The organism is Streptomyces sp. NPDC005374 (genome assembly GCF_042872225.1).
In the GTDB taxonomy this organism is placed as follows: Bacteria; Actinomycetota; Actinomycetes; order Streptomycetales; family Streptomycetaceae; genus Streptomyces.
This window is the reverse complement of the sequence record NZ_JBIAKA010000022.1, coordinates 120,325-143,233: the sequence shown is the minus strand read 5'-3', so window position 1 is coordinate 143,233 and position 22,909 is coordinate 120,325. Positions and strand designations below refer to the sequence as shown.

The window sequence follows — 22,909 nt, the reverse complement described above, 5'->3', positions numbered from 1 at the left end:
CGGTCCGGCGGCTCGGTCGCTTGAGTGGTACTCGGTTCCGGACGCCGGCCGCTGCGGGCGGACACCCCCCACCCCGTCCCCTACGCGCCGTCGGAGACTGCAGGTGCGTCCACCGTCCCCATCCAGGGGAGCGGGGGCCGTGCGCGTCCGAAGGTGCGTCCATCGTCCCCGCTCAGGGGTGCGGGGTCGTGCGCGTCCGAAGGTGCGTGCACCGTCCCCACTCAGGGGTGCGCGGGGCCGTGTAGGTCTGAAGATGCGTCCACCGTCCCCACCCAGGGGCGCGGGGAACTGCGCGATCAGCCCCCGCCCCGAGTGCCTCGAAACGTGCGTCCATCGTCCCCACTCAGGGGTGCGGGGGCCGTGCGCGTCCGAAGATGCGTCCACCGTCCCCACCCAGGGGCGCGGGGAACTGCGCGACCAGCCCCCACCCCGAGTGCCTCGAAACGTGCGTGCACCGTTCCCACTCAGGGGGGCGGGGAACTGCGCGGTCAGCCCCCGCCGGGTCGCGGGCGACGGACAACATCGCGAGGGTGTCAGGCGGTACGGCGGCGTAGTAGGCAGAAGGCGGCTGTCGTCGCGAGTGCGGTGAGAGTCAGGATGATGCCGGTTTCGGCGAGGTGCATCGGCCAGAACTGGGACGGGGAGTGGTAGGTGCCGTCGCGGGTCAGCCACAGGTCCTCGGGCGGCCAGCCGTTGTTCACCGTGGGCCAGAAGTCCTCGCCGTACCGCTCGATGGTCTGGTTGAGGACCACCATCACGGCGACCGAGACCGCGAGGGCCGGCAGTGACCGGCGTAGGGCCAGCCCGGCGAGGGTGCCGACGGCGAGGGCGCACAGGCCGTACGCGACCACGGCGGGGCCGCGCGCGGCGAACACGTCCGGGTAGCTCCAGTTGTCGGTCATCAGGTTCCGGTGCGCCGACCAGGCCCAGCGGTAGACCGGGACGAACACCGCGCCGCCGACCACGATCAGCAGGGCCGGCACGGCGAGCTTGGCGGCCAGCCAGCGGGTGGGTGTGACGGACTGCGTCCAGGCCAGCCGGGCGGTGCCGGACTCCAGTTCACGGCCGATCAGCGCGCCGCCCGCCCAGGCGGCGACGGCCCAGAAGCTGTAGGAGAAGAAGGTGCTGATCCAGCTCATGGGTGCGGCGTAGTCGCCCGCCTCCGTGAGGCCGCAGAAGGTCCCGCCGTTCCGGAGACAGGCCGCCTGGGTCTCGTACACCGAGTCGGCGGTCACCTCGGTCAGCCACACCAGGTAGCAGGTGGTGCCGAGGACGAAGACGGCCCAGACGATCAGGGCCGTCCGGTGCAGCCGCAGCACGGTCCGGACGAGCCCCTTGGGCGCGACGGCTGAGGGGGCTGAGGGGGTGGCCCGGACGGTGCTCATACGGCGGCCGCCCGCCTGCGCAGCACGGCGAACGCGAGGGCGACGGCCACGGCGGTGAGGGCGAGCAGGACGCCGGTCTCCAGGAGCTGGCGGGGCCAGTAGTCAGGGGAGGGCAGGTACTCGCGGGTGAAGCGGACGATGTCGTGCTTGGCGAGGCAGGTGTTGTTCGTGTAGCAACCGGGGTCGCTGATCTCGGCGCCCGTGGAGGTGATTGCCGAGCTGCGGGAGTGCAGCTCCGGCTGCTGGTAGCGGCCCTGGAAGGGCCAGTGGTTGCCTCGGAACGCGTACACCAGGAAGTACGCGAAGCCGCTGAACGCGAGTGCGGGCAGTGTGCGGCGGACGGCCAGGCCTATGAGTGCGCCCAGGGCGAGTCCGAGCAGCGGGGCGGCGACGGTGGCCGGGCCGAGGGAGAAGTACAGGGAACGCGGGCCGATGCCGGCGATCAGCAGGTTGCTGTGGGCGGACCACAGGTGCCGGTACAGGAGGGTCAGGAGGCCTGTGCCCACGATGATGAAAGCCGCGGGGACGGCGAGTTTGGCGGTGAGCCAGCGGGCCGGGGTGACGGACTGGGTCCAGGCCAACTGTGCGGTGCCGGACTCCAGTTCACGGGCGATCAGAGGGCCGCCGGCGAACAGGGCGATGGCGAAGGAAGCGAGGGTGATGAGGGTGTCGGGGTCGTAGAAGAGGTCGTTGTACGCGCCCGAGGTGAAGTAGAGGAGCGGGTCCGAGGTGTAGGCGGCCTCCATGACTCCGCCGCCGTAGCCGAGCTTCTCCAGCTTCCGCGCGGTGGCGTCGGCGCCCGGGCCGGTCAGCCACAGCAGGAGGCCCGCGGTGAACGTCACGAAGGCGAGCCAGATCCACAGGGCGGTGCGGTGCAGGCGCAGGACGGTCCGGACGAGGCCGGGCGTCGCGTGCCGCGTCGCTGAGGCGGGGGCCTTTTCGAGGGTGGGGGCGCTCATGCCGTCACCGTCTCGGGGGTCAGGGTCGTGCTGGGGGTGAGCAGGGCGGGGGCCTGCGGGGCGCGGAGGTGGGCGAGGAGGAGTTCCTCCAGGGAGGGGGTCTCGGTCGCCCAGCCCTCGCCGACCGGGCCGTCGCGGCGGATCAGCGCGGTCAGGCCGCGGCCGGCCGTACGGGACTCGATGACGGTGTGCCCGGCCCGGGTGAGGTCGGCGGGGGTGCCGCGGCCGGTGACCAGGGTGTGCACGGCGAGCAGGTCGTCGATGCCGCCGCCGAGCCGGACCCGGCCGCCGCCCAGGAGCAGCAGGTGGTCGCAGGCGTCGGCGAGCTCCGCGACGATGTGCGAGGACATCAGGACGGTGGTGCCGCGGTCGGCGGCGTCCGCCATCAGGGTGCCCATGAGTTCGTGCCGGGCGAGCGGGTCGAGGTCGGCCATCGGCTCGTCGAGGAGCATCAGGTCGGGCCCCTTGCCGAGGGCGAGTGCGAGTGCGACGCGGGTGCGCTGGCCGCCGGAGAGCCCGCGGATGCGGGAGCCCGGGTCGAGGTCGCCCTGCTCGACGATCCGGGCGGCGCGGGCGGCGTCCCAGCGGACCGGGTTGAGCTCGGCGCCCATGCGCAGGGTCTCGGCGATGGTCAGCTGGGGATACAGCGGCTTGTTCTGGGCGAGGTAGGCGATTCGGTCGCGGGCCTCGCCGGGCGTCCCGCCGAGGACGGTGAGGGTGCCGGCGGTCGGCCGCAGCAGACCGGCCGCTATGGCGAGGAGGGTGGACTTTCCGGCGCCGTTGGGGCCGACCAGCGCGCTGATGCGGCCCGCGGGGAGCCGGAAGGAGCAGCCGTCGAGGGCGGCGGCCTTCCTGCCATACCGCTTGCCCAGGCCGGACGCCTCCAGGGCGGTGGCCGGGGTGGTGCTGGTGGAACTCACTGGTCCCCCTTCGGGAAGTGCTCGTCGAGTACGGCGGTGAAGAACGCGTCGACGTCCTCGCGCCCGAGGCCCGCGGACCGGGCGCGCCTGGCCCAGTCGTCGAGTTCGGAGCGCAGGGGGGTGTCGGCGGTGTGTGCGCCGGCGCCGAGTGTTCTGCGGACGAAGGTGCCGAGACCGCGGCGTGCCTCGACCAGGCCCTCGCGCTCCAGTTCGCGGTACGCCTTGAGCACGGTGTTCGGGTTGATGGCGGTGGCCTCCACGACCTCGCGGGCGGTGGGGAGCTTGTCGCCGGGTTCGAGCAGGCCGAGCCGTAGGGCCTGCTTGGTCTGCTGGACGATCTGCAGGTAGGTGGCGACGCCGGAGCGCCGGTCGATGCGGTACTCGACCACGCGGAACAACCACCCTTTCACTAATTGAGTAGTGAAAGGGTGGTGGAAGGTGGCCGTGAAAGTCAAGCGTGGTTTCGTGAACCGGTCGGCAGGGGTCGTCCGATGAAAGGGCGTGAGGGAAACGAGAAGCGACGGGGATCTGCTGCGGGCCATCGCGGCGGACGGGGACCGGCGTGCCTTCGAGGAGCTGTACCGGCGGTACGCGCCCTGGCTGCTCGCGCGGCTGCGGGGGCGGTGCGCGGACGCGGGGGTCGTCGACGACGTCGTACAGGAGACGTTCCTCGCGGTGTGGCGGGGGACCGCGCGCTATCGCGAGGAGGGTGACGTGGCCGGGTGGCTGTGGCGGATCGGTTCGCGGCGGCTGATCGACGCCCTGCGCGGCGACGGGGCGCGGGGACGGCTCCGCCAGACCCTGTCCCGGCTCCGGCACCGGGACGAGGCGTCCGCTGAGGAACGCGTGCTCGCGGGGGTGGAGCACGGAGACCTCGCGGGCGCCCTCGTCCAGCTGTCACCGGAGCTGCGGGCGGTCCTGCAGGCGACGGTCATCGACGGACTGACCACCCGCGAGGCCGCCGTCCTGCTGGGCATCCCGCCCGGCACGGTCAAGACCCGGGCGATGCGGGCCCGCAAGCAGTTGAGGGAGGCGTTGGCGTGAGTACGGATGTACGACCGCGGGGCGGCGTCGTCAGGCTGCGCGCCGGTGGGGGCTGGTCGCGCCCGCGCGGCGGTAGCCGCAGATTCAATACAGCCCCGCGCCCCTGGGGGGTCGGGGGTGCCGGTGTCGGCATGCGCGGCGGGCAGGACTGGCTCACGACCCGACCGCAGAGCCGTGTGCAAGACCGACCGCAGGCACGATCGAAGGAGGTGGCGGCATGACCTGGCATGTGGCCGAAGAAGATCTACGGGCTTACGCCCAGGGTGAGTTGGCCGGTCCTCTGCTCTGGTCCGCCGACACCCACCTCGCCGCCTGCGCCGAGTGCCGGGGGGTGCTCGGCGAGGTCACCGACCCGGTCGCGCTGGACGCCGGATGGGAGCGGCTGGACGCCGAACTGGACGCACCCCGACCGGGGTGGTTCGAAGCGCTGCTGACGCGGGTCGGGATCGCCGACCACACCGCGCGGCTGCTCGCGGCCACGCCGGTGCTCCGGCGCTCCTGGCTGGCGGCCGTGGTGTTCCTGCTGCTGGCCACGGTCGGCGCGGTGCACACGGCAGGCTCACCCACCCTGTTCCTCGCCCTCGCCCCGCTGCTGCCCCTGGCGGGCGTGGCGCTGTCCTACGGCCCGGCGCTCGACCCGACCTACGAGATGGCCGTCGTCGCCCCCATGCACGGCTTCCGGCTGCTGATGATCCGCACGCTCGCCGTGCTGGTCGCGGGGCTCGGCCTCAACGGGCTCGCCACCCTCGCCCTGCCCGGCTACGGCCTGCGCGCGCTGGCCTGGCTGCTGCCCGCCCTCGCCCTCACCGCGACCGGTCTCGCGCTCACCCCCCGGCTCGGCCCGGTGCTCGCGCCGTCCCTGGTCGGCGGCGCCTGGATCGCCGTACTGCTCGCCGCGCAGGCCGCGCAGCAGACGGCCGCCGACCCGCTCGCACCGTTCACCGCGGCCGGGCAGGGCGTGGCCGGGACCGTCGCCGCGCTCGCCGCCGGGCTGCTCTTCCTCCTCCGTGACCGCTTCGACCTCTTCAACGGGAGCGCCGAATGACCGCCACCGTCTCCGCCTCCGGGCTCCGCCTCCGCTACGGCGGCACCCGCGCCCTCGACGACGTGTCGCTGCGGCTCACGCCGGGCGTCACCGGGCTGCTCGGGCCCAACGGGGCCGGAAAGACCACCCTGTTGAGGGTGCTCGCCACCGCCGTGCCCGCCGACCGGGGCGCCTTCACCGTCCTCGGCCACGACCCCGGCACCTCGCGCGGCCGCCAGGAGGTCCGCCGCTCGCTCGGCTACCTGCCCCAGACCCCCGGCCTCCACCCGGACTTCAGTGCCTTCGAGTTCGTCGACTACGTGGCGATCCTCAAGGAACTCACCGACCGCACCGCACGCCACCGCGAGGTGCGCCGGGTGCTGGACGTGGTCGACCTCGGGGATGTCCGAGGCCGCCGTATCAAGAGGCTGTCGGGCGGGATGCGGCAGCGGGTCGCCCTCGCCGCCGCCCTCGTCGGCGACCCCGGCTTCCTCGTCCTCGACGAGCCGACCGTCGGCCTCGACCCCGAACAGCGCATGCGGTTCAGGGAGATGATCGCCCAGGCCGGAGAGGGCCGTACCGTGTTCCTGTCCACCCACCAGACCGAGGACGTGGCGATGCTCTGCCACCGTGTCCTGGTCATGGCCCGCGGCCGCATCCTCTTCGAGGGCACCCCCGCCGACCTCACCGCCCGCGCCGCCGGCCGGGTGTGGAGCAGCACCGAACGCGCCCCCGACGCGAAGGCGGGCTGGCGCACCGGCACCGGCTCCTTCCGCAACGTCGGCGACCCGCCCGCCGGCGCCGACCTCCTCGAACCCACCCTGGAGGACGGCTATTTGCTCACCCTCGACGACGCGGGCACGGACGCGGAGGTGGCGGCCGCATGAGCCTGGCCATGGAGACGGCGGCCGAGCCCGCCGCCGTGCACGAGGACGCTCCGGGGAGCTCCTGGGCGGCCGTGTTCGCGCTCGCCCGCTTCGAGACACGCGACCTGCTGCGGTACATCCCGGTGCTGGTGACCCTCCTGCTGTACGTCGGATACACCGCCTGGACGCTGTTCCACACGAAGGAGGGCATGGACGCCTTCCCGGCGCTCCAGGACACCGACCGCGGCACCCAGCCCGGGCCCCTGCTGCTGGGCATCGCCCTGTTCGTGTGCGTCAACCGGTGCACGCTGCGCTCCCGTCGGCGCGGTACCGACCGGCAGTTCGACGTGCTGCTCATGGAGCCGTGGCGGCGGACCGTCGCGCACGTCCTGTCGGTCGTGCCGTTCGCCGTCCTGACCGCGCTGGTCGTGCTCGGCGAGTTCACCCGGCAGGCGCTCCGGCCCGGCGCGGTGGGCCACGGCTCACCGGCCGAACTGGCCGTCGGCCCCCTGTACGTGCTGCTGTGCGGCGCCTTCGGCGTGCTGCTCGCCCGGCTGGTCCCGACGACGTTCGCGGCGCCGTTCGGCGTGATCGGCTTCTTCGTCCTCAGCGTCTTCATCTCCGTGGGCACGAACGGCGCGGAGTGGTCACGCTGGCTGTCACCGATCGTGGGCGAGGAGGGCGGCAACACGGTGCTCCCGTCGGATCTCATCGGCCGCCCCGCCGCCGGGCACGCGCTGTATCTGACCGGGCTGATCCTGCTGTTGGCGCTCTGCGCGGTCCTGGCGAGCGGCGGCCGGACGGCGTACCTGAAGGCCGGGACGGTGGGTGCGCTCGCGCTGACGCTGGCCGGGGCGGTGGGCCAGTCCGGGGGCGTGTCACCGGAGTTGACCGCCGCCCGGGAGCGGGCCACGGTCTCCCCGCAGAAGGACCAGTCGTGCGTGAAGCACGGAGGCTCGACGTACTGCGCCTTCCCCGAGTGGACCGGCCGCGCGGGCACCTGGGCGGGTGTCGTGGACCGCGTCCAGTCCCTGGCCGGCGGCACCGCCGCAGAGCAGCCGCTTCTCGTACGGCAGCGGATCGATGCCCGTTACGGCCTGACCGGCGACTCGGCGCTCGACCCGCTCACCGCGCCGCACCAGGTGACCGTGGGCACGCGGTGGGGCGGCAACCGGGTCCCCGAGTTCGCGGTCGCCGTCGGCTATGTGCTGGTCGCCGGTGACGAGTCCAGGGGCGGTGAGCTGTGCGACGGCCGGGTGGTCACCGCGATGTGGCTGGCCCTGGGCGGGGGCACCCACCCGATGACCGACCTCGCCGACGTCCGCATCGACGACAGCGTCACCGGCTCGGCATCCGTTCTCGCCCCGACCGACGGGCTGTCCATGTCGGCCGGACAGACCGATGTCGTACGGGAGTTGCTGCAACGGCCGCGGGGCGAGGTGACGGCTTCCGTGAAGCAGCACTGGTCCGAGCTGACCGCTTCGGGAGTCTCGACGGCCCAGGTGGCGCGCGTGCTGGGCGTCGACGTACCGAAGGGGTCGAAGGACTGTGCCGAGGAGTGACAGTGGAGCCGAGCGGGGGACCGCGGCTCACCAGGCGCGGGCGGTACGGGGAGTGAGCGGGGCGCTGGTGGTGGCCGTGGCCCGCACCATGCCGTGGCGGGCCGTCGGTGCCGGGGCGGTCGTAGGGGTGCTGGTCGTCGGTCTGCCACGGCTGCTGTCCGGGCCGCCCGACACGTGGCTCGGCCTCAGCCTTCTCCGGGCCGCCGCCCTCGTCTTCGCCCTCGGGCTGACCTTCCTCCTGGACGACCCGGCCCGCGGGCTCACCGCCCCCGTCCCCACCCGGCGTTGGATCCGGACCGGGCTGCGGGCCGCGCTGGTGGCGCCGGTCGCCGCGCTGTGGTGGACGGCCGTGCTGGCCCTGCTGCCGCGGCAGTCCCGTCCTCCCCTCGGGGCGATCACCCTGGAGGCCGCGGCGACCGCGGTCCTCGCCCTGGCCGCAGCGGCCGTCGCCGTCCGCTTCACCGACGAACCCGAGCCGGGCCCCTCGGTCGCGGCGGCCCTGCTGACCCTCGCGGTCCTCACCCCGACCCTGCTGCCCACCCGATGGGACCTGTTCGTGGCGGTGGCGGACCCGCACTGGGAGGCGGCGCATGTGCGGTGGGCCGTGGTGCTGGGGTGCGCGGTACTGGTGTGGACGGCGTGTGCGCCGGAGCCGCTGCGCGGCAGGGTGCTGCGGAACGGATCGAGGCCCGGGCCCTCCTTCGAGCGGGGGACGGCACCACCCCCACGGTCCGGTGCGTGAGGGCGTGTTCGACCTCCCCCGCCCTGTGACCCCGAGCGGGCGCTCCCGGTCGGCACCCCTCGATCGACAGAGCCCTCGGGCGTCGATCTAGAATCGCCCTGCCCATGCCGTGCAGCCGCTGTCGTGCCGAGATGCCCAGCATGCGCTGAAGTCGTGGCAGGGCGAGGTGAACGGGGAACCCGGATGGGCGGGGGCGGCGAGCCGTCGACAGGGACGGCCCAACTGCGGGCGCAGATGGGCGCGTTCGTACGCGGTGAAGGGAATCCGCAGGCGCTTGTCGAGGCCGCCCGGGGCGCGGAGCTACTGCTCCCCCTGCTCGGTGAGGGCGCCGTGTGGAGTGCGGAACTGGACGGCATTCGCTGGCTGTTCGCGTTCACCGGCACCCATGAGATGCATGCCTTCCTGCAGCAGAAGTGGGAGGCCGCAGAGGCCGGTGAACTGCCCGCCGAACTGGCCCGGTACGCACGCTACCTCCGTGTGAACGGTGAGGAGCTGCTGCACGAGCTGCTTCCCGCGCTGGTGGGACAGGACCGGGTCCCGACGGGGGTCGTGGTGGATGTGTCCTCCGGACTGCGCGCCTTCCTGCCACCGGTGTCCGGGATCGTCCCGGACGGGATCGCGCTCGACCAGCAGTCCGTCGCCGACGAGGAGGGTGGTGCCGCGTGGTGAGCGGTGGTGGTTACGGGGTCGACCCGCAGATCCTGAAGCAGGTGTCCAAAGGCATCAACGACGCGCTCGACGAGCTGAAGAAGATCACGGACGCGACCGGGGCGACCACGGGTCAGGGTTTCTCCGATCTGTCCCTGCCCCCGAACGCGATGGGCCACTCCGCCGCCTCCCAGAGGCTGGACGACTTCGCCGAGCGCTGGGGCTGGGAAGTCCAGGCGCTCCTGGACGAGGGCAACGAGGTGGCCGGGACGCTGGATCTGAACGCCGGCTACTACCACGAGGCGGAGGAGTACGGCATGGGCGTCGTCAAGGACGTCGTGCTGGCCGGGACCGCGGATCCGTCGCTGACCTCGCAGGACGCGGAGAAGATGTCCTGGAGCCAGGTGGGGGACAAGGCCGGGGACACCTACCGCCCCGACTACTCCATGGCCAGTTTCGAGAACGCCTCCGAGGAGAGCCGGAAGAACCTCTCCGCCACCTGGACCGACGTCACCGAGACCGGCACGGTCGGCACCGAGATCGGGGCGGTGAGGGCCGCTGCCTCCCCGGCCTTCGGCGGTGACGACGACGGGCAGGACTCCGGCGTCGCGGCGAAGGGCAAGTGATGGGCTTCCTCGACGACTTGGACGGCGCCACCCAGGGCCTGCGCGACACCTTCGCCGACGGGGCGCAGTCCGTCACCCACGGCACGTCGGAGCTGCTCGACGCGGTCGGCGCACACGGCTGGGCGGACAAGGCCGACGGAGCCGGCTCCTGGGTGGTCGACGGACTGGGTGCCCGGACCCGCGAGCTGGAGCTGGACGAGACCGACGACCCCGCCCTGCTGGTGCACGGGGACGCGGGCCGGATCCGTGCGTCCGCGGGGCAGTTGAGGAAGCTGGGGGCGGCCTTCGAGCGCACCGGCCTGGCGCTGCGGAAGATGGACCCCGAGGACTGGCACGGACAGGCCGCCGACCGCTTCCGCGAGAAGGTGCGGACCCATCCCGGACGCTGGCTGAAGGCCGCCGACTCGTTCGAGGGCGCGGCCACCGCGATGGACCACTACGCCCACACCGTCGAGTGGGCGCGGGGGCAGGCCCGCGAGGCGGTCGAGCGGTGGAAGCAGGCCCAGCGGCAGACCGAGGCGGCCAGGGCGCGGTACCGGCGCGAGGCCGATGACTACGCACAGCAGATCCTCGCTCTCCAGGTCGCGGGTCTGTCCGGCGGCAAGGACGGGCAGCGGCCTCCGCAGGAGCCCGGACCGTTCCACGACCCCGGGGCCGAGGGCCGCGACTCCGCGGAACACCTGCTGGAGGCGGCCCGCAGGGAGCGCGACAGCGAGGGCGCCCGACTCGCCGAGAAGCTCGCCCGCGGCACGGACCAGGCGCCCGCCGAGCCCGAGGGCCTGGATCGGCTCAAGCGCGAACTCGGCAACACGCTGAAGAACCAGCTGGTCGGCGCCGAGCACAAGCTGGGCGGCGTCATCAAGACCGGCACCGGCATGCTGCGCCTGGCCCGCACGGTCAACCCCCTGGACCCGTACAACCTGACGCACCCGGCCGACTACAGCACCAACCTCACCGGCGTCGCCCGCGGCCTGGTGCACTCCGCCAACCACCCCACCGAGCTGGTCAAGGGCATCGTCGGCGAGGGCTGGAGCACCGACCGCAACCAGGCCATGGGCGCCTTCGCGACCAACTTCGTGGGTGGCGGAGGCGCCGTCGCCAAGGCCGGAGGCAGGGCCGCCGCCCACGGCATGGAAGGCGCCGTCGCCAGGGACACCGCCAAGACCGTCGGCCAGGACCTCGCCGAGGACACCGCCGGAGCCGTCAAGCATGTCGACGACGCCTCCGAGGCGGCCGGGAAGCTCGACCCGGACGACCCGCGCAGTCTGCCCGCGGCCGTCGAGAAGAACATCGACATCGACGGCATGACGCACCAGCCGGTGTGGCGCGAGAGCCACGAACCGCTGTACCGCAACGACAACCGTCATCCCGGGGAGATCTTCGAGCAGGGCTTCCATCCATGGGACCCGTCCAACAACGACCTGTTCGGCTACGTGGAGGGCAACCACAAGTCGGCCTTCGTGGGCACCACCACGGATCCGGACGCGAACTGGGTGAAGGGCTACCGGTACGAGATCGACGCTCCCGGCGGGATCGACGTCAACCAGACCCTGCCGAACAACAAGTACGCCGACACCGACAAGGAGATCGCCTTCGCCGGAGGCATCGACCGCAAGCACATCAAGGGAGCCTGGGAGATCTCCCGCGACGGGACCAAGGGAGAATGGGTGCCCAACCCCCACTACGAGCCGCACGTCCCCCGGACTCCCACCCCCGAACCACCGCCCGCCAGTCGACTGCCCCAAGGATGGACCCGATGAGTGGCCTTGTCCCCGACCACTTCGACATCCTCGCCTTCAACGGCGCCTGGCAGACCGACGCGGTGCTGCGCTGGGAGGGCGACGACCGCGAGCACGACTACACCGTGACCGCCGAAGGCCCCTGGGGGCGGTTCTCCGGCCGGGCGGGTGACTGCTTCGAGGCGCTCGTCCGCGTCCGTGAGCAGCTCGAACCCCTGAGGTGGTTCCTGGGGGTCAACGGTTCCCGGCGCGACACCTGGCCTTCCGGGATGTGCCGTGGCATGGGCGGTTTCCTGGTGTACCGCCTCAGCCTCGTCGCGCCGCTCACCAGCGCCGACCGCATCCAGACGTTCCACCCCGCACCCCGCGAGACGCTGGCCACCATCGCCGAGCAGACCGCCTTCGAGAAGTACTGGCAGACCCTGTGACCATTCCGCCCGCCTCCGCGCCCGCCGTCCCTCCGGTCACCGAGGCCCTGCGCGCCCAGGCCGCACGGCAGCGCGGCGGCTACGTGTACGCGATCGACCCGTACTTCGACCCCGCCGGCACGGTTCCCCCGTACGGCATCGTCGGCGGCTGGTCCGTCGACCCCTTCGGGCAGCTCGTCTCCTTCACGCACAACCCGAAATACCGCCCGTCGCCGGTCGCGCTGGAGTTCCCCGCTCCGCCCACCGCCCTGGACGCCGCCGTGCAGCGAGCGGTCACCGGATACGGCAGCGAGGCGGAACTGCTCACGGCGTTCCGCGACGCCACGCTCCTCCTGTTCGCCGAGGAGGGCCAGGACGGCCTCTACACGGTCGTCGAGGACGACGGCAGCCGCTACGTCCCGGCCTTCACCCACCCCGACCACGCCCCTGACACATGGCACCAGTGGCGGCAGGCCACCGGCCACTTCCTCGCGGCCGCCGGACTCCCGGTCCGGCTCAATCCCGGACACCGCATCAGCCTGACCATCCCGGCCGAGGCAGTGGCGCGGCTCGTCGCAGGCGCCACGCCCGGCGAAGCCGACCCGGACCCCGGCACCCCGCCGTTCCGCGTCGACCTCACCCCCGGCGGACGACCCGCGGTGTACGCACGGCTGATCGGCACCTGCACGATCACCGGCCTCGACACCTCCGACGCCGAGCACGGACCGCCTCTCCAAGAGGCCCTGGCCATGCTCCTGCTCCACCGCGAAGGCGTGCACCCACGAGTCCTGGCCTCCGGACTGTGGCCTCGCGGTGTGACCGAGGATGTCCGTGATGCCTTCGTCGCACGTCTGCGAGCCTGGCTGGGAACCGACCCCGACGGAACCCCGCGGCTCGGTAACGGCACCGACGGCCTGCTGGCCCTCGCGCCCTCCGTCGTCTCCGACCTCGACGTGCTCCGCACCCTCCACCACGAGGCCACCGCGGGCAGCGGCTCAGGCAACGCACCGGTACGGGAACGCCTGCTCAGCGACGCCCTGTCACTGGTCCGCGGCCCCCTGCTCAGCGACCGCCCGGAGGGCCGCTACACCTGGCTCTCCCGCGAGGCCGTCGTGGGCGAGCTGCCCGTACTGGTGGCAGACGTCGCACTGGCTCTGTGCGCCCACCACCTGGAAGCCGGCAATCCGGCGTCGGCGCTCGACGCCCTCAACACGGCCCTGACCGCCGCACCGACGGACGAGCGACTGTGGAACGCACTCCTGCGCGCCACACACGCCACAGGCGACCAGGCCGCGCTCGAATCGGCGGCAGTCACGCTCATCGCCCGCAACCACGAGGTCAGCGGGGGTGCCCAGGGCCTCCCTCCCCGGACCGAGGCCCTCCTCGACGAGCTCTTGCCGTCCTGGCGTCACATCCAGGCCGCTGCCGACTGACTCCCCCTGAAACCGGCGGAGTTCACGTCTCCGTGCGGTACATCAGGTCCGTCTCGTACGTCGTGAAGCCGAGCCGTTCGTAGACCGAGACCGCCGCCTTGTTGTCGGCATCGACGTAGAGCATCGCCGTCGGCAGGCCCTGCGCGGCGAGGTGGCGCAGGCCGATCGTGGTGAGGGCCTTGCCGAGGCCGCCGCCCTGGGTGCCGGGGCGGACGCCCAACACGTAGACCTCGCCGAGCTGTTCGGCCGCGTGGACCTTGGTCCAGTGGAAGCCGATCAGTTCGCCCGCGCGGAAGGCGAGGAAGAAGCCCGCGGGGTCGAACCAGGGCTGGGACGTGCGGTCGTCGAGGTCGCGCTGGGTCAGGGAGCCCTGTTCGGGGTGGTGGGCGAACGCGGCGGCGTTCACCGCGAGCCAGGCGGTGTCGTCCTCGCCGGGGACGAACGCGCGGACCGTCACGTCGGCCGGGAGCACCGGGTCGGGCAGCTCCAGGCCGGTCAGGGGGCGCCGCATCTGCCGTAGCTCGCGGAAGAGGGTGAGGCCCAGGACCTGGGCGAGATGGCGGGCCGCGCTGTGGCCGCCGTGGGCCCACACCCGCAGCCGCTTGCCGGAGGCGGCGAGGAGGGCCGAGCCCAGGGCGCGGCCGTGGCCGTGGCCGCGGTGGGCGGGGTGGACGACGAGCTCGGCCGCCGGCGCCTCCACCGGGTCGGTGTCCTCCAGCTGGGCGTAGCCGGCCAGCTCGCCGCCGATGTTCAGGAGCAGATGGGACACGCCGTCGCGGGGGCCGCCCCGCAGCTGCAGCCTGCCCTGTTCGGACACCGCCTGCTGGCCGTCGGCCTGCGCGGCCTCGGTCAGCAGCGCGAGGACGGCCTCCGTCTGCTGCGGGGAGAGCGCCGAAAGGGTCTCGATGGAGCGGGAGATGCCGGGGCTTGCGGTGTCGTCGCTGGTCATGGCTACGAGGGTAAGGGGAGATACGGGCAAAGCGGCGGCAAAGAAGCAACCAGGATGTAACCATGAAACCCCTGTCGCGCTACGCGCGTTGACCCTAGGCTGCGCCGGAACGGGGCCACTCCCAGCACTCTCACATCCGGAACACAGGGGGGCGCATGCCAGCCATGTCCCAGCAGCAGAGCCGCAGACGTATGTACCGACTCGTGGCCGCGGCCGCCGGTCTCGCCACCGTCGGCGCCCTCGCCGCCGCACTGCCCGCGGGCGCGCACGACAGCAACCACGGCAAGCCGCTGCCGAGCCGCTACCAGGACGTCCAGCTGCTGTCGTTCAACGACCTGCACGGCAACCTGGAGCCGCCGTCCGGCTCCTCCGGCCGGGTCACCGAGCTCCAGGCCGACGGCACGACGAAGACGATCGACGCGGGCGGTGTCGAGTACCTCGCCACGCACCTGCGCGAGGCCCGCAAGGGCAACGCGTACTCCGTCACCGCCGCCGGTGGCGACATGGTCGGCGCGTCCCCGCTCATCTCCGGTCTCTTCCACGACGAGCCCACCATCGAGGCGCTGAACAAGCTCGACCTCGATGTGACGAGCGTCGGCAACCACGAGTTCGACGAGGGCGCTGTCGAGCTGGCCCGCCTCCAGAACGGCGGCTGTCACCCCACCGCCGGCTGCTACACCGACAAGAAGTTCAAGGGCGCCGACTTCCCCTACCTCGCGGCCAACGTCCTGGACGAGAAGACCGGCAGGCCGATCCTCAAGCCGTACTGGGTGTGGAAGAAGAAGGACGTCAAGGTCGGCTTCATCGGCGTCACCCTGGAGGACACCCCGGGTGTCGTCTCCGCCGAGGGCGTCAAGGGCCTGAAGTTCAAGGACGAGGTCGAGACGATCAACAAGTACGCCAAGGTGCTGCAGAAGCAGGGCGTGAAGTCGATCGTGGCGCTCATCCACGAGGGCGGGCAGCCGGCCTCGGGTTCGTACAACTACAACTGTGACTCCCCGGGCGCCGGCGACGGTATCTCAGGGCCGATCGTCGACATCGCGAAGAACGTCTCGCCGTCCGTGGACGCGCTGGTCACCGGCCACACCCACGCCGCGTACGTCTGCACCATCCCCGACCCGTCGGGCAAGCCTCGCATGGTCACCTCGGCCGCCTCCTTCGGCCGCCTCTACACGGACACCACGCTGACCTACGACCGCTTCACCGGCGACATCGCCCGTACGGCCGTGAAGTCCGCGAACCACGTGGTCACCCGGACCGTCGCCAAGGCGCCCGACATGACCGACCTCATCGGCAGGTGGAACACCCTCGCGGCACCCATCGGCAACCGCGCGATCGGCTACATCTCCGCCGACGTCCCGAGCACCGGCACCGAGTCCCCGATGGGCGACCTCATCGCCGACGCCCAACTCGCGTACGGCAAGGGGCTCGACCCCGAGACCGACCTCGCGCTGATGAACCCGGGCGGGGTCCGGGCGGGCCTGACCTACGCGGCCAAGGGGACCGAGGGCGACGGTGTGGTGACGTACGCCGAGGGCTTCACCGTGCAGCCCTTCTCCAACACCGTGAACCTCCAGGACTTCACCGGCGCCCAGCTCCTCAAGGTGCTCCAGGAGCAGGTGAGCGGATCGAACACGGCCTCGCCGAAGGTCCTGCAGCCGTCGGCGAACCTCACGTACACGCTCGACCTGACGAAGACCGGCGCGGAGCGGATCGTCCTCGGCTCCGTGAAGCTGAACGGCGCTGCCGTCGACCCGGCGGCCACCTACCGCGTCGCGACCAACAGCTTCCTCGCGGGCGGCGGCGACGGCTTCACCACGCTGGGCCAGGGCACGAACGACCTCGTCGGCGGCGACGACCTCGCCGCCCTCGTGGAGTACCTGACGGCCAACTCGTCGGCGAGCGGCCCGATCGCACCGCCGGTGGCGAACCGGATCACCGTCGTGAGCTGAGTCGCACACACCGGGCAGAGGTTGCGGGTGGGGGGCGTGCGCATGATCGGATGGATCGATGCGTTCCCCCCACCCCACACCTGCGCAGCCCCATCCGTACTCCTACGAAGAGCCTGGACAACCGGCCCCGCCGAACCACCGCCGCAGTCGTCGGCGCCCTCGGCGGGGCCGCGTCGCGTTGAAGGCGGTCGCCTCCCTGGCCGTGCTCGCCGCCTTCCTCACCCTCGCCGACCGCTGGGCCGTCCTCTACGCCGAGCACAGGGCCGCGGACACCCTCAAGGACCGGCTACGGCTGACCGCGGCGCCCGAGGTGGAGATCGGCGGCTTCCCCTTCCTGCCCCAACTCGCGGGTCGGAGCCTGGACTCGGTGAAGGTGACCGTCCCGGACGTGGCCGCCGACCGGATCACGCTGGCCTCGGTGTCGGCGACGGCCCACGACGTACGGCTCGACGGCGACGGGCCGACCTCCGTGCGCGGACTGAGCCTTCCCGAACTGCACGGGGACGCCCTGCTCTCCTTCGCCGACATGGACCGTGAACTCGGCGCGTCCCAGGTGACGTTCAGGGAGGCGGGCCACGACCGGGTCGCGGTGCGCGGCACCTTGCCGGTCGCCGGGCACGATCTGCGGCTGCGGGCCGATGTGCGGGTGGCGCGGGACGGGGAGCGGGGTGTCGGCACCCGGATCGGCGGCATGCGCCTGGACATCGGCGACCTGGCGACCTACCGTCCGGGCAGCCGTGCCTCACAGGGCCTGCATCTGACCCGCGAGTCCGCCGCCGAAGTGGCCCGCGAGACGCGCAGGGCGAGGGCCGTGCTGGCGGTCCCGTCGGTCGTGCGGGCGCTGGGCGTGCCCGACTCCACCGTGCGCGAGGCGCAGCGCTCCGACACCGCGCTGTCGCGCCTGACCGGTCGCCCGGAGTTCGTACGGCAGGCCATGCGCCTCAACCTCCTCGACCTCGCCCTGGCCCACCCCGAGCTCCTGGAGCGCCTGGGCCTCGACCCCGCGCTCCTCGACGCCCTCTCCCGGCTGACCCGCCCGGTCCTGGCCGACCGGCTCTCCCTCGGCTTCCAGCTGCCCGAACCACCCAGCGGCGACCTGCGGCTGCGGGGCGTGCACGTCGAGAAGGACGGCATCCGGGTGCGGATCGAGGGCTCTGGGCTGGCGGTCGGTCCGTAGGTCCGCAGACGTCCGCCTTTAAGCTCTGGGTCAGCCCGGATCTGGTCCTGCGCCGCTGAGCGAACGCCGGTGCCGTCGTCCCCGCCCGGGGCACGTCAGGACGCGGTCGGCGTCCAGTCGCCCAGCCAGTCCGCGATCTCCTGGCCGGTGGCCTGCGCGTCGGTCAGCTGCGGCCGGTCGGCGGAGGCCGCACCCGAGCCGGCGCCGGTGTTCTTGTACTCCGCGAACCGGTCGTCCTTCCAGGAGAAGCCGCTCATGTCGGTCCACGGCGTGGACCTGATCGCGGCGCTCAACGACGTGTTCCGGACCGTCGTCTGCGGGTCGAGGCTCGCGTCACCGCCGGCGTGCCAGGGGCGGCCCAGGTAGAAGCTCGCGGAGGAGACGTCCCCGTTCACCGTCGAGTTGGCGATGAGGATGCCCTTGCGGCCCGCGGCGGTGCTGGGCGCGGTGATGTACCCGGCGGAGGTGCCGTTCCAGCGCTTCTTCAGCGTGATGACGGACTTGTCGATCACCGCGGTGGCCCGTCCGAAGATGAAGTCGACGTTGCCGATGACATAGGAGTTGGTCATGTAGACCCGGCCCAGCTTCTCCTTGGCCGCGGTGTCCACGAGCAGCGTGTCCTGGTCGCCGCTGACGATGACCCCGTCGAGGAACACCTTGTCGGCGGCGGTGCGCAGGGCGACCGCCTGGCCCGCGATGTCCTGGTGGGCGCCCTCGTCGAAGTCGTTGGAGATCGTCAGGTTGCGGGCCTGGAAGTCGTCGGCCTCGACGGCGACGGTGGCACTGCCGCCCGTCCCGTAGGTGCCCGATCCGTCGGGCTTCTGTGTGCCGGACGCGTTGTTGTAGACGATCACCGTGTCGTTACGGCTGCCGCCGGACCCCTGGATGGTGACGTGCGGCTTGTTGGACGGCACCTTGACGAGTTCGCGGTACGTCCCCGGCTTCACGGAGATCACCACGCGGGAGGGGTTGTTCGCCGGTACGGCGTTCACGGCGGCCTGCACGGTGGAGTACTGCCCGCTGCCGTCCTTGGCGACGGTGAGCGTGGTGGCCGCCGCCGCCTTCGTGGTGGCCGTCGTACCGATGGAACTACGGGGCCCGGCACCGGACTTGAGGAGAGCGGGCACATTGGCGGTGGCGTCGGGCGTGTAGGCGTAGTACGTCTTCGGATCGAAGGCCGTACCCCCGCTCTCGTTGCGCCCGCTCGTCCCGACGAACGTGTTGCCTTTCTGGACGACGGTCGCGGTGCTGTCCTTGATGACGGGGTTCTTGATGCCCTGGAAGTACGAGTTCTCCAGCACCATCTTCGTCGCGCCGCGCGAGTAGTTGCCGTAGGCGGAGTTGATGTCCGTCCCGGCGACGTCCTCGAGGAAGTTGTTGTAGAGGTGTGCGTGGGCGGCGTTGTCGGTCGAGGGGTTGCGCTGCTCGGTCTCGCGGATCCAGTTGTGGTGGATGGTGATGTCGGTGACGACGTTCTCCGTCCAGCCGATGCCGAAGGCCTTGTTGTCCTGGCTGAGCTTGTTCCAGGAGACCGTCACGTACGTGCTGTCCTTGCGGACGTCGATGAGCCCGTCGGCCATGTGGCGCAGGTCGTTGTGGTCGATCCAGACGTGGTGGGCCCCGTCCATCTGGATGGCGTCGAAGTCGTGTTCCTTGTCGTTCCACACGCCCTGGTAGGCGTCCCGGATGGTGAGGTTCCGGATGATCACGTTGTGCACGCCGGACCCGAGGAAGAAGCCGCCGCCGACGATCTGCCCGGAGGTCCCGGACCCGACGATGGTCTTGTTCGACTGGACCTTGATCTCTTTCCCGACCGGGTTCATGGTGATGGTCGCCGCGACGACGATGACGTACGGCTCGCTCGCCGTCGCGTACTTCTCCAGGTCGGCGAGCGTCTTCACGGTGACGATCTGACCGTCCCGCCCGCCGTAAGTCCCGTTCTGCCCGAGCGCGTTGACGGAGGCGAAGCCGTCCGCGGTGGCGGTGGCCCAGGCGGGGGCTGCGGCGGTGGTGGCGGCGGAGGCCTTGGGCTGGGAGCCGGGGAGGAGGCCGTAGCCGAGCCCTCCGGCGGCCGTCAGGGCGAGGGGAACACCGAGGGCGAGAGCGGTGGTTCGGCGTCGTCGATGCTGGGCCATGGGGGGAATCCGTTCCGTGCGGGGGGTAGGGACCGCAGAGCAGTCGCCGCCCCCCGCACGGAAGGTTGCCGCCCGAACCGGCCTACTTCGCGCAGGACTTCGGGTCGAGGTTCTCCTGCCACTTGTCCTCACGGCCGTCCGGCTGCCCGTTCGGCAGGAGCTTGTCGGAGACGCCGTCGATGTAGTACCCGTACGAGTAGACCGTCTTCCAACTCGCGTCCCGGCCACGCCAGGTGTGCGTGGTGACCTCGCCGTCGCCCTTGTTCCACTGGTAGTCCTCGACGTAGAACACCGGGTTCACGCGGACCACGCGCTGGTACGGCGTCCAGGTCGTCGCCACCTGGGTGCAGGGCGGTATCGACTTCTCGCTGCGCCGCTCGAAGGACGAGCTCTTCTCCCAGCCCCACTCGTAGCCCGCGCTGCCGCCGACGGTGCCGGAGAAGATGCTCTTGGCCAGCGAGAGGCTGATGCTGGCGCCGACGCTCTTCTTGGCGAACGTCTTGGTGCTGTACCCGCTGACGAAGGTCACCTTGTCCTCGGTCGTGCCGTGGTTGCCGGTCCACTCGGAGGTGCGCACGGGCTCGCCCTTCACCGACCACGTCGACGCCTGCGCGTATCCGCACCAGCCGCGGAACGTCTCCCACGGCCCGGCGGGCATCCACAGCCCGATGACGTCCCGCAGGTACTCGTCCCGGGTCTTGAACGCGCCGGTGTCGACGTTGTACGCGCCGTAGACGCCGGTCAGGCTGCTCTCCTGGCTGCACAGCCGGTCCAGCATCACATCGGTGTTCCCGGGGTCCACGCCCCGGACGTTCTGCGCACCGCCGGGACCGGCGGCCTGCGCGGTCCCGGAGCCGGCCAGCACACCGGCCAGCGCGAGGGCCGTGGAGGCGGCAACGAGGGCTGTTCTCTTCAGAGTTGACGTGCGGATGAATCGCATGGGGGTGGCTCACTCCCGAGTGCTGAGCACAGGTGCGTGGGGGCACCTGTCTGACAGCGCTGGAACATGGCAGAGAACCCGCGAGTAGGGTCGGAAGTGCGTGAGGGGTGACAGGACATTGACAGAAAGCGGTCCGATCTTGTCGCCCTTTGCCCGTTCTAGGGTGCCGGGCTCTCCGGCGGCGGAATCGGGGCCCCCGGCAGTCGTACGGTCGCGATCGTGCCGCCGCCCTCGGCGTGGTCCAGCGTCACCTGGCCGCCGGCCTGTTCGACCGTGCGGGCGACGATGGAGAGGCCGAGGCCGGAGCCGGGCAGGGCACGGGCGCTGGGGGAGCGCCAGAAGCGGTCGAAGACGTGCGGGAGTTCCTCGGCGGGGATGCCGGGGCCGTGGTCCCGGACGGTCAGCACACCGCCGCTGAGCTGCACCTCGATGGTGCCGGCCGCAGGGCTGAACTTCACCGCGTTGTCGAGGATGTTGACCACGGCGCGTTCCAGCGCGGCCGGTTCCGCCCGCGTGAACCAGGGTTTCAGCGAGGCGTTGATCGTCAGCTCCGGTCCCCGCAGTCGCGCCCTGCGCAGGGCCGACTCCACGGTGTCATCGAGGGACACCACCTGCACACGCTCACCGCGCTGCCCCTCGGACCGCGACAGCTCCTGCAAGTCCCCTATCAGGGAGGCCAGTTCGGTCATCTGCGCCTTCACGGACGCGAGCAGCGCCTTGCGGTCGGCCTCGGGGATGGGCCGGCCGGTCTCCTCGCTGCGGGTGAGGAGTTCGATGTTGGTGCGGAGGCTGGTGAGCGGGGTGCGCAGCTCGTGACCGGCGTCGGCGATCAACTGCTGCTGGAGCTCGCGGGAGTTGGCGAGGGAGGTCGTCATCGAGTTGAAGGACCTTGAGAGCCGGGCGACTTCGTCCTCGGCGGCGTCCTCGACGGGGATGCGGATACTGAGGTCTTCGGTGCGGGCCACCTGTTCGACGGCCTCGGTCAGTTTGTCCACGGGGCGCAGGCCCGCACGGGCGACGGCGAGACCGGCCGCGCCGGCGCCGAGGACTCCCACGCCGGATACGAGCAGGAGGATGAGGGCGAGTTCGTTGAGCGTGGACTGGGTGCCTTTGAGCGAGGTCGCGACCATGAGGGCGGCCGGCTGCGAGGTGACGGTGTCGATGCCCTTGTAGACCGTCAGGACCCGGACCGCGTTGCCGTCCGCGTCGGTACCGTTGCGGTAGATGCCCTTGTTGGGGTCGGCTTCCTTGATCACGCTCTTGTCGGAGCCGGTGACCTTGACCGTGCCTTCGGAGTACCGGGGGACGCAGGTGGTGCCGTTCTGCCTGACCAGCTGCACATAGCCGTTCCGCGGCTGGAACTCGTCCTTGCCGGTGTCGCTTTCCTGCGAGGCGCCGGCGCACACGATCACCCCGTCCGGGCCCACGCCACGTCCGAGCATCTTCTCAAGGTCGTTGTTCACCTGCTCGTACAGCTTCCCCTGCACGATGAACCAGCAGGTCACCGACACCGCCGCCACCGCGAACGCCACCGCGGCCGCCACGAGCAGCGCCAGCCGCGACCGGATCGGAAGCGACCGATAACGCCGTAGGACCCTGTTCACTCCGCCCCGCCCTGCCGCAGCACATACCCCACGCCCCGGACCGTGTGCACGAGCCGCGGTTCGCCGCCCGCCTCGGTCTTGCGGCGGAGGTACATGACGTACACGTCCAGCGAGTTGGACGAGGGCTCGAAGTCGAAGCCCCACACCGCCTTCAGGATCTGCTCGCGGGTGAGGACCTGGCGCGGGTGGGCCATGAACATCTCGAGGAGGGTGAACTCGGTGCGGGTCAGCTCCACCGGCCGCCCCGCCCGGGTGACCTCACGCGTCGCGAGATCCATCCGCAGGTCGGCGAAGGTGAGCGCCTCGTCGTCCTCGGCGGACCCCGCACCGGCCGCCGCCGCGTACGAGCTGCGTCGCAGCAGGGCCCGGACCCGGGCGAACAGCTCGTCCAGCTCGAACGGCTTGACCAGGTAGTCGTCGGCGCCCGCGTCGAGCCCGGTGACCCGGTCGCCGACCGTGTCGCGGGCCGTCAGCATCAGGATGGGGGTCGTGTCACCCGCGCCGCGGATACGGCGGGCGGCCGTCAGCCCGTCCATGCGGGGCATCTGGATGTCGAGGACGACCAGATCGGGCTGGTAAGCGGTCGCCTTGTCGAGGGCGTCCGCGCCGTCCACGGCGACCTCCGTGTCGTAGCCCTCGAAGGCGAGGCTGCGCTGGAGTGCTTCGCGCACCGCCGGCTCGTCGTCGACGATCAGGATGCGCTGGGGGTCACGGTCGCCTTCGGCGGGGCTCATGGCTTCGGATTCCTCGGGTGCGGTGGGACGACAGGGGGCTGAACGGTCTGAGCGTTTTCAGCC

General features: G+C 71.6%; 20 protein-coding genes and 2 pseudogenes. 13 read left to right on the top strand and 9 right to left on the bottom strand.

The window, feature by feature from the left end; all coding sequences use genetic code 11:
• Positions 1–533 precede the first annotated feature (533 nt).
• The 4 genes from ACFYRX_RS40780 to ACFYRX_RS40765 are packed head-to-tail and all read right to left on the bottom strand — an operon-like array spanning position 534 to position 3,653.
• Complete coding sequence (locus ACFYRX_RS40780; RefSeq protein ID WP_389111689.1) at positions 534–1,385, bottom strand: hypothetical protein; 852 nt, start codon at positions 1,383–1,385, stop codon at positions 534–536.
• On the bottom strand, positions 1,382–2,344 hold the full coding sequence (locus ACFYRX_RS40775; protein WP_389111687.1) for a hypothetical protein: 963 nt from the start codon (positions 2,342–2,344) through the stop codon (positions 1,382–1,384). The genes ACFYRX_RS40780 and ACFYRX_RS40775 overlap by 4 nt, the downstream gene beginning before the upstream one ends.
• A complete protein-coding gene (locus ACFYRX_RS40770) occupies positions 2,341–3,264 on the bottom strand; it encodes an ABC transporter ATP-binding protein (protein ID WP_389111686.1) in 924 nt (307 codons plus the stop codon). The genes ACFYRX_RS40775 and ACFYRX_RS40770 overlap by 4 nt, the downstream gene beginning before the upstream one ends.
• A complete protein-coding gene (locus tag ACFYRX_RS40765; RefSeq protein WP_389111684.1) occupies positions 3,261–3,653 on the bottom strand; it encodes a GntR family transcriptional regulator in 393 nt (130 codons plus the stop codon). The genes ACFYRX_RS40770 and ACFYRX_RS40765 overlap by 4 nt, the downstream gene beginning before the upstream one ends.
• Before the next feature lie 112 nt (positions 3,654–3,765).
• On the opposite strand from ACFYRX_RS40765, the gene ACFYRX_RS40760 reads away from it, so the two are divergent.
• From ACFYRX_RS40760 to ACFYRX_RS40710, 11 genes and pseudogenes are all read left to right on the top strand, one after another.
• Complete coding sequence (locus ACFYRX_RS40760) at positions 3,766–4,308, top strand: RNA polymerase sigma factor (protein ID WP_389111682.1); 543 nt, start codon at positions 3,766–3,768, stop codon at positions 4,306–4,308.
• Positions 4,309–4,525: 217 nt separating this feature from the next.
• Positions 4,526–5,353: a zf-HC2 domain-containing protein gene (locus ACFYRX_RS40755; RefSeq protein ID WP_389111680.1), complete on the top strand. Its 828-nt coding sequence runs from the start codon at positions 4,526–4,528 to the stop codon at positions 5,351–5,353.
• Positions 5,350–6,219, top strand: coding sequence for an ABC transporter ATP-binding protein (locus ACFYRX_RS40750; RefSeq protein ID WP_389111678.1), 870 nt, complete (start codon positions 5,350–5,352; stop codon positions 6,217–6,219). The genes ACFYRX_RS40755 and ACFYRX_RS40750 overlap by 4 nt, the downstream gene beginning before the upstream one ends.
• The gene (locus ACFYRX_RS40745; protein WP_389111677.1) at positions 6,216–7,760 is read left to right on the top strand and encodes an ABC transporter permease; all 1,545 of its coding nucleotides are present in this window, start codon (positions 6,216–6,218) and stop codon (positions 7,758–7,760) included. The genes ACFYRX_RS40750 and ACFYRX_RS40745 overlap by 4 nt, the downstream gene beginning before the upstream one ends.
• An 88-nt stretch (positions 7,761–7,848) precedes the next feature.
• Complete coding sequence (locus ACFYRX_RS40740; protein WP_389111746.1) at positions 7,849–8,502, top strand: ABC transporter; 654 nt, start codon at positions 7,849–7,851, stop codon at positions 8,500–8,502.
• A gap of 153 nt (positions 8,503–8,655) precedes the next feature.
• Positions 8,656–9,171 (top strand): hypothetical protein, encoded by a 516-nt coding sequence (locus tag ACFYRX_RS40735; RefSeq protein WP_389111675.1) that lies wholly within the window; start codon positions 8,656–8,658, stop codon positions 9,169–9,171.
• Positions 9,165–9,776, top strand: a complete 612-nt coding sequence (locus tag ACFYRX_RS40730; RefSeq protein WP_389111674.1) for a hypothetical protein — start codon at positions 9,165–9,167, stop codon at positions 9,774–9,776. Before ACFYRX_RS40735 ends, ACFYRX_RS40730 begins: the two co-directional genes overlap by 7 nt.
• A complete protein-coding gene (locus ACFYRX_RS40725) occupies positions 9,776–11,536 on the top strand; it encodes a putative T7SS-secreted protein (protein ID WP_389111673.1) in 1,761 nt (586 codons plus the stop codon). Before ACFYRX_RS40730 ends, ACFYRX_RS40725 begins: the two co-directional genes overlap by 1 nt.
• Positions 11,533–11,943, top strand: a complete 411-nt coding sequence (locus tag ACFYRX_RS40720; RefSeq protein ID WP_389111671.1) for a hypothetical protein — start codon at positions 11,533–11,535, stop codon at positions 11,941–11,943. The genes ACFYRX_RS40725 and ACFYRX_RS40720 overlap by 4 nt, the downstream gene beginning before the upstream one ends.
• A pseudogene (locus ACFYRX_RS40715) lies at positions 11,940–12,476 on the top strand (type VII secretion system-associated protein); the annotation flags it as partial. The gene ACFYRX_RS40720 and the pseudogene ACFYRX_RS40715, both read left to right, overlap by 4 nt.
• 3 nt (positions 12,477–12,479) lie before the next feature.
• Positions 12,480–13,355 (top strand): annotated as a pseudogene (locus ACFYRX_RS40710) (BTAD domain-containing putative transcriptional regulator); the annotation flags it as partial.
• Between the two features lie 22 nt (positions 13,356–13,377).
• On the opposite strand, the gene mshD reads toward ACFYRX_RS40710, so the two are convergent.
• A complete protein-coding gene (gene mshD / locus ACFYRX_RS40705) occupies positions 13,378–14,304 on the bottom strand; it encodes a mycothiol synthase (protein ID WP_389111669.1) in 927 nt (308 codons plus the stop codon).
• A 155-nt stretch (positions 14,305–14,459) separates the two neighbouring features.
• On the opposite strand from mshD, the gene ACFYRX_RS40700 reads away from it, so the two are divergent.
• Both ACFYRX_RS40700 and ACFYRX_RS40695 read left to right on the top strand, forming a co-directional pair.
• Positions 14,460–16,256 carry a bifunctional metallophosphatase/5'-nucleotidase gene (locus ACFYRX_RS40700; protein WP_389111667.1) on the top strand — a complete coding sequence of 599 codons (1,797 nt, stop codon included), beginning with the start codon at positions 14,460–14,462 and terminating at the stop codon, positions 16,254–16,256.
• Between the two features lie 58 nt (positions 16,257–16,314).
• Positions 16,315–17,433, top strand: a complete 1,119-nt coding sequence (locus ACFYRX_RS40695; RefSeq protein WP_389111664.1) for a DUF2993 domain-containing protein — start codon at positions 16,315–16,317, stop codon at positions 17,431–17,433.
• Between the two features lie 95 nt (positions 17,434–17,528).
• Here ACFYRX_RS40695 and ACFYRX_RS40690 read toward each other — a convergent pair whose 3' ends face one another.
• The 4 genes from ACFYRX_RS40690 to ACFYRX_RS40675 form a co-directional block, all read right to left on the bottom strand.
• Entirely contained in the window at positions 17,529–19,568 is a 2,040-nt protein-coding gene (locus tag ACFYRX_RS40690; protein ID WP_389111661.1) for a pectinesterase family protein, read from the bottom strand.
• A gap of 82 nt (positions 19,569–19,650) precedes the next feature.
• The gene (locus tag ACFYRX_RS40685; RefSeq protein ID WP_389111659.1) at positions 19,651–20,508 is read right to left on the bottom strand and encodes a hypothetical protein; all 858 of its coding nucleotides are present in this window, start codon (positions 20,506–20,508) and stop codon (positions 19,651–19,653) included.
• A gap of 158 nt (positions 20,509–20,666) precedes the next feature.
• Positions 20,667–22,112 (bottom strand): sensor histidine kinase, encoded by a 1,446-nt coding sequence (locus ACFYRX_RS40680; protein ID WP_389111657.1) that lies wholly within the window; start codon positions 22,110–22,112, stop codon positions 20,667–20,669.
• Positions 22,109–22,846 carry a response regulator transcription factor gene (locus ACFYRX_RS40675; protein ID WP_389111655.1) on the bottom strand — a complete coding sequence of 246 codons (738 nt, stop codon included), beginning with the start codon at positions 22,844–22,846 and terminating at the stop codon, positions 22,109–22,111. The genes ACFYRX_RS40680 and ACFYRX_RS40675 overlap by 4 nt, the downstream gene beginning before the upstream one ends.
• Between the last annotated feature and the right edge of the window lie 63 nt (positions 22,847–22,909).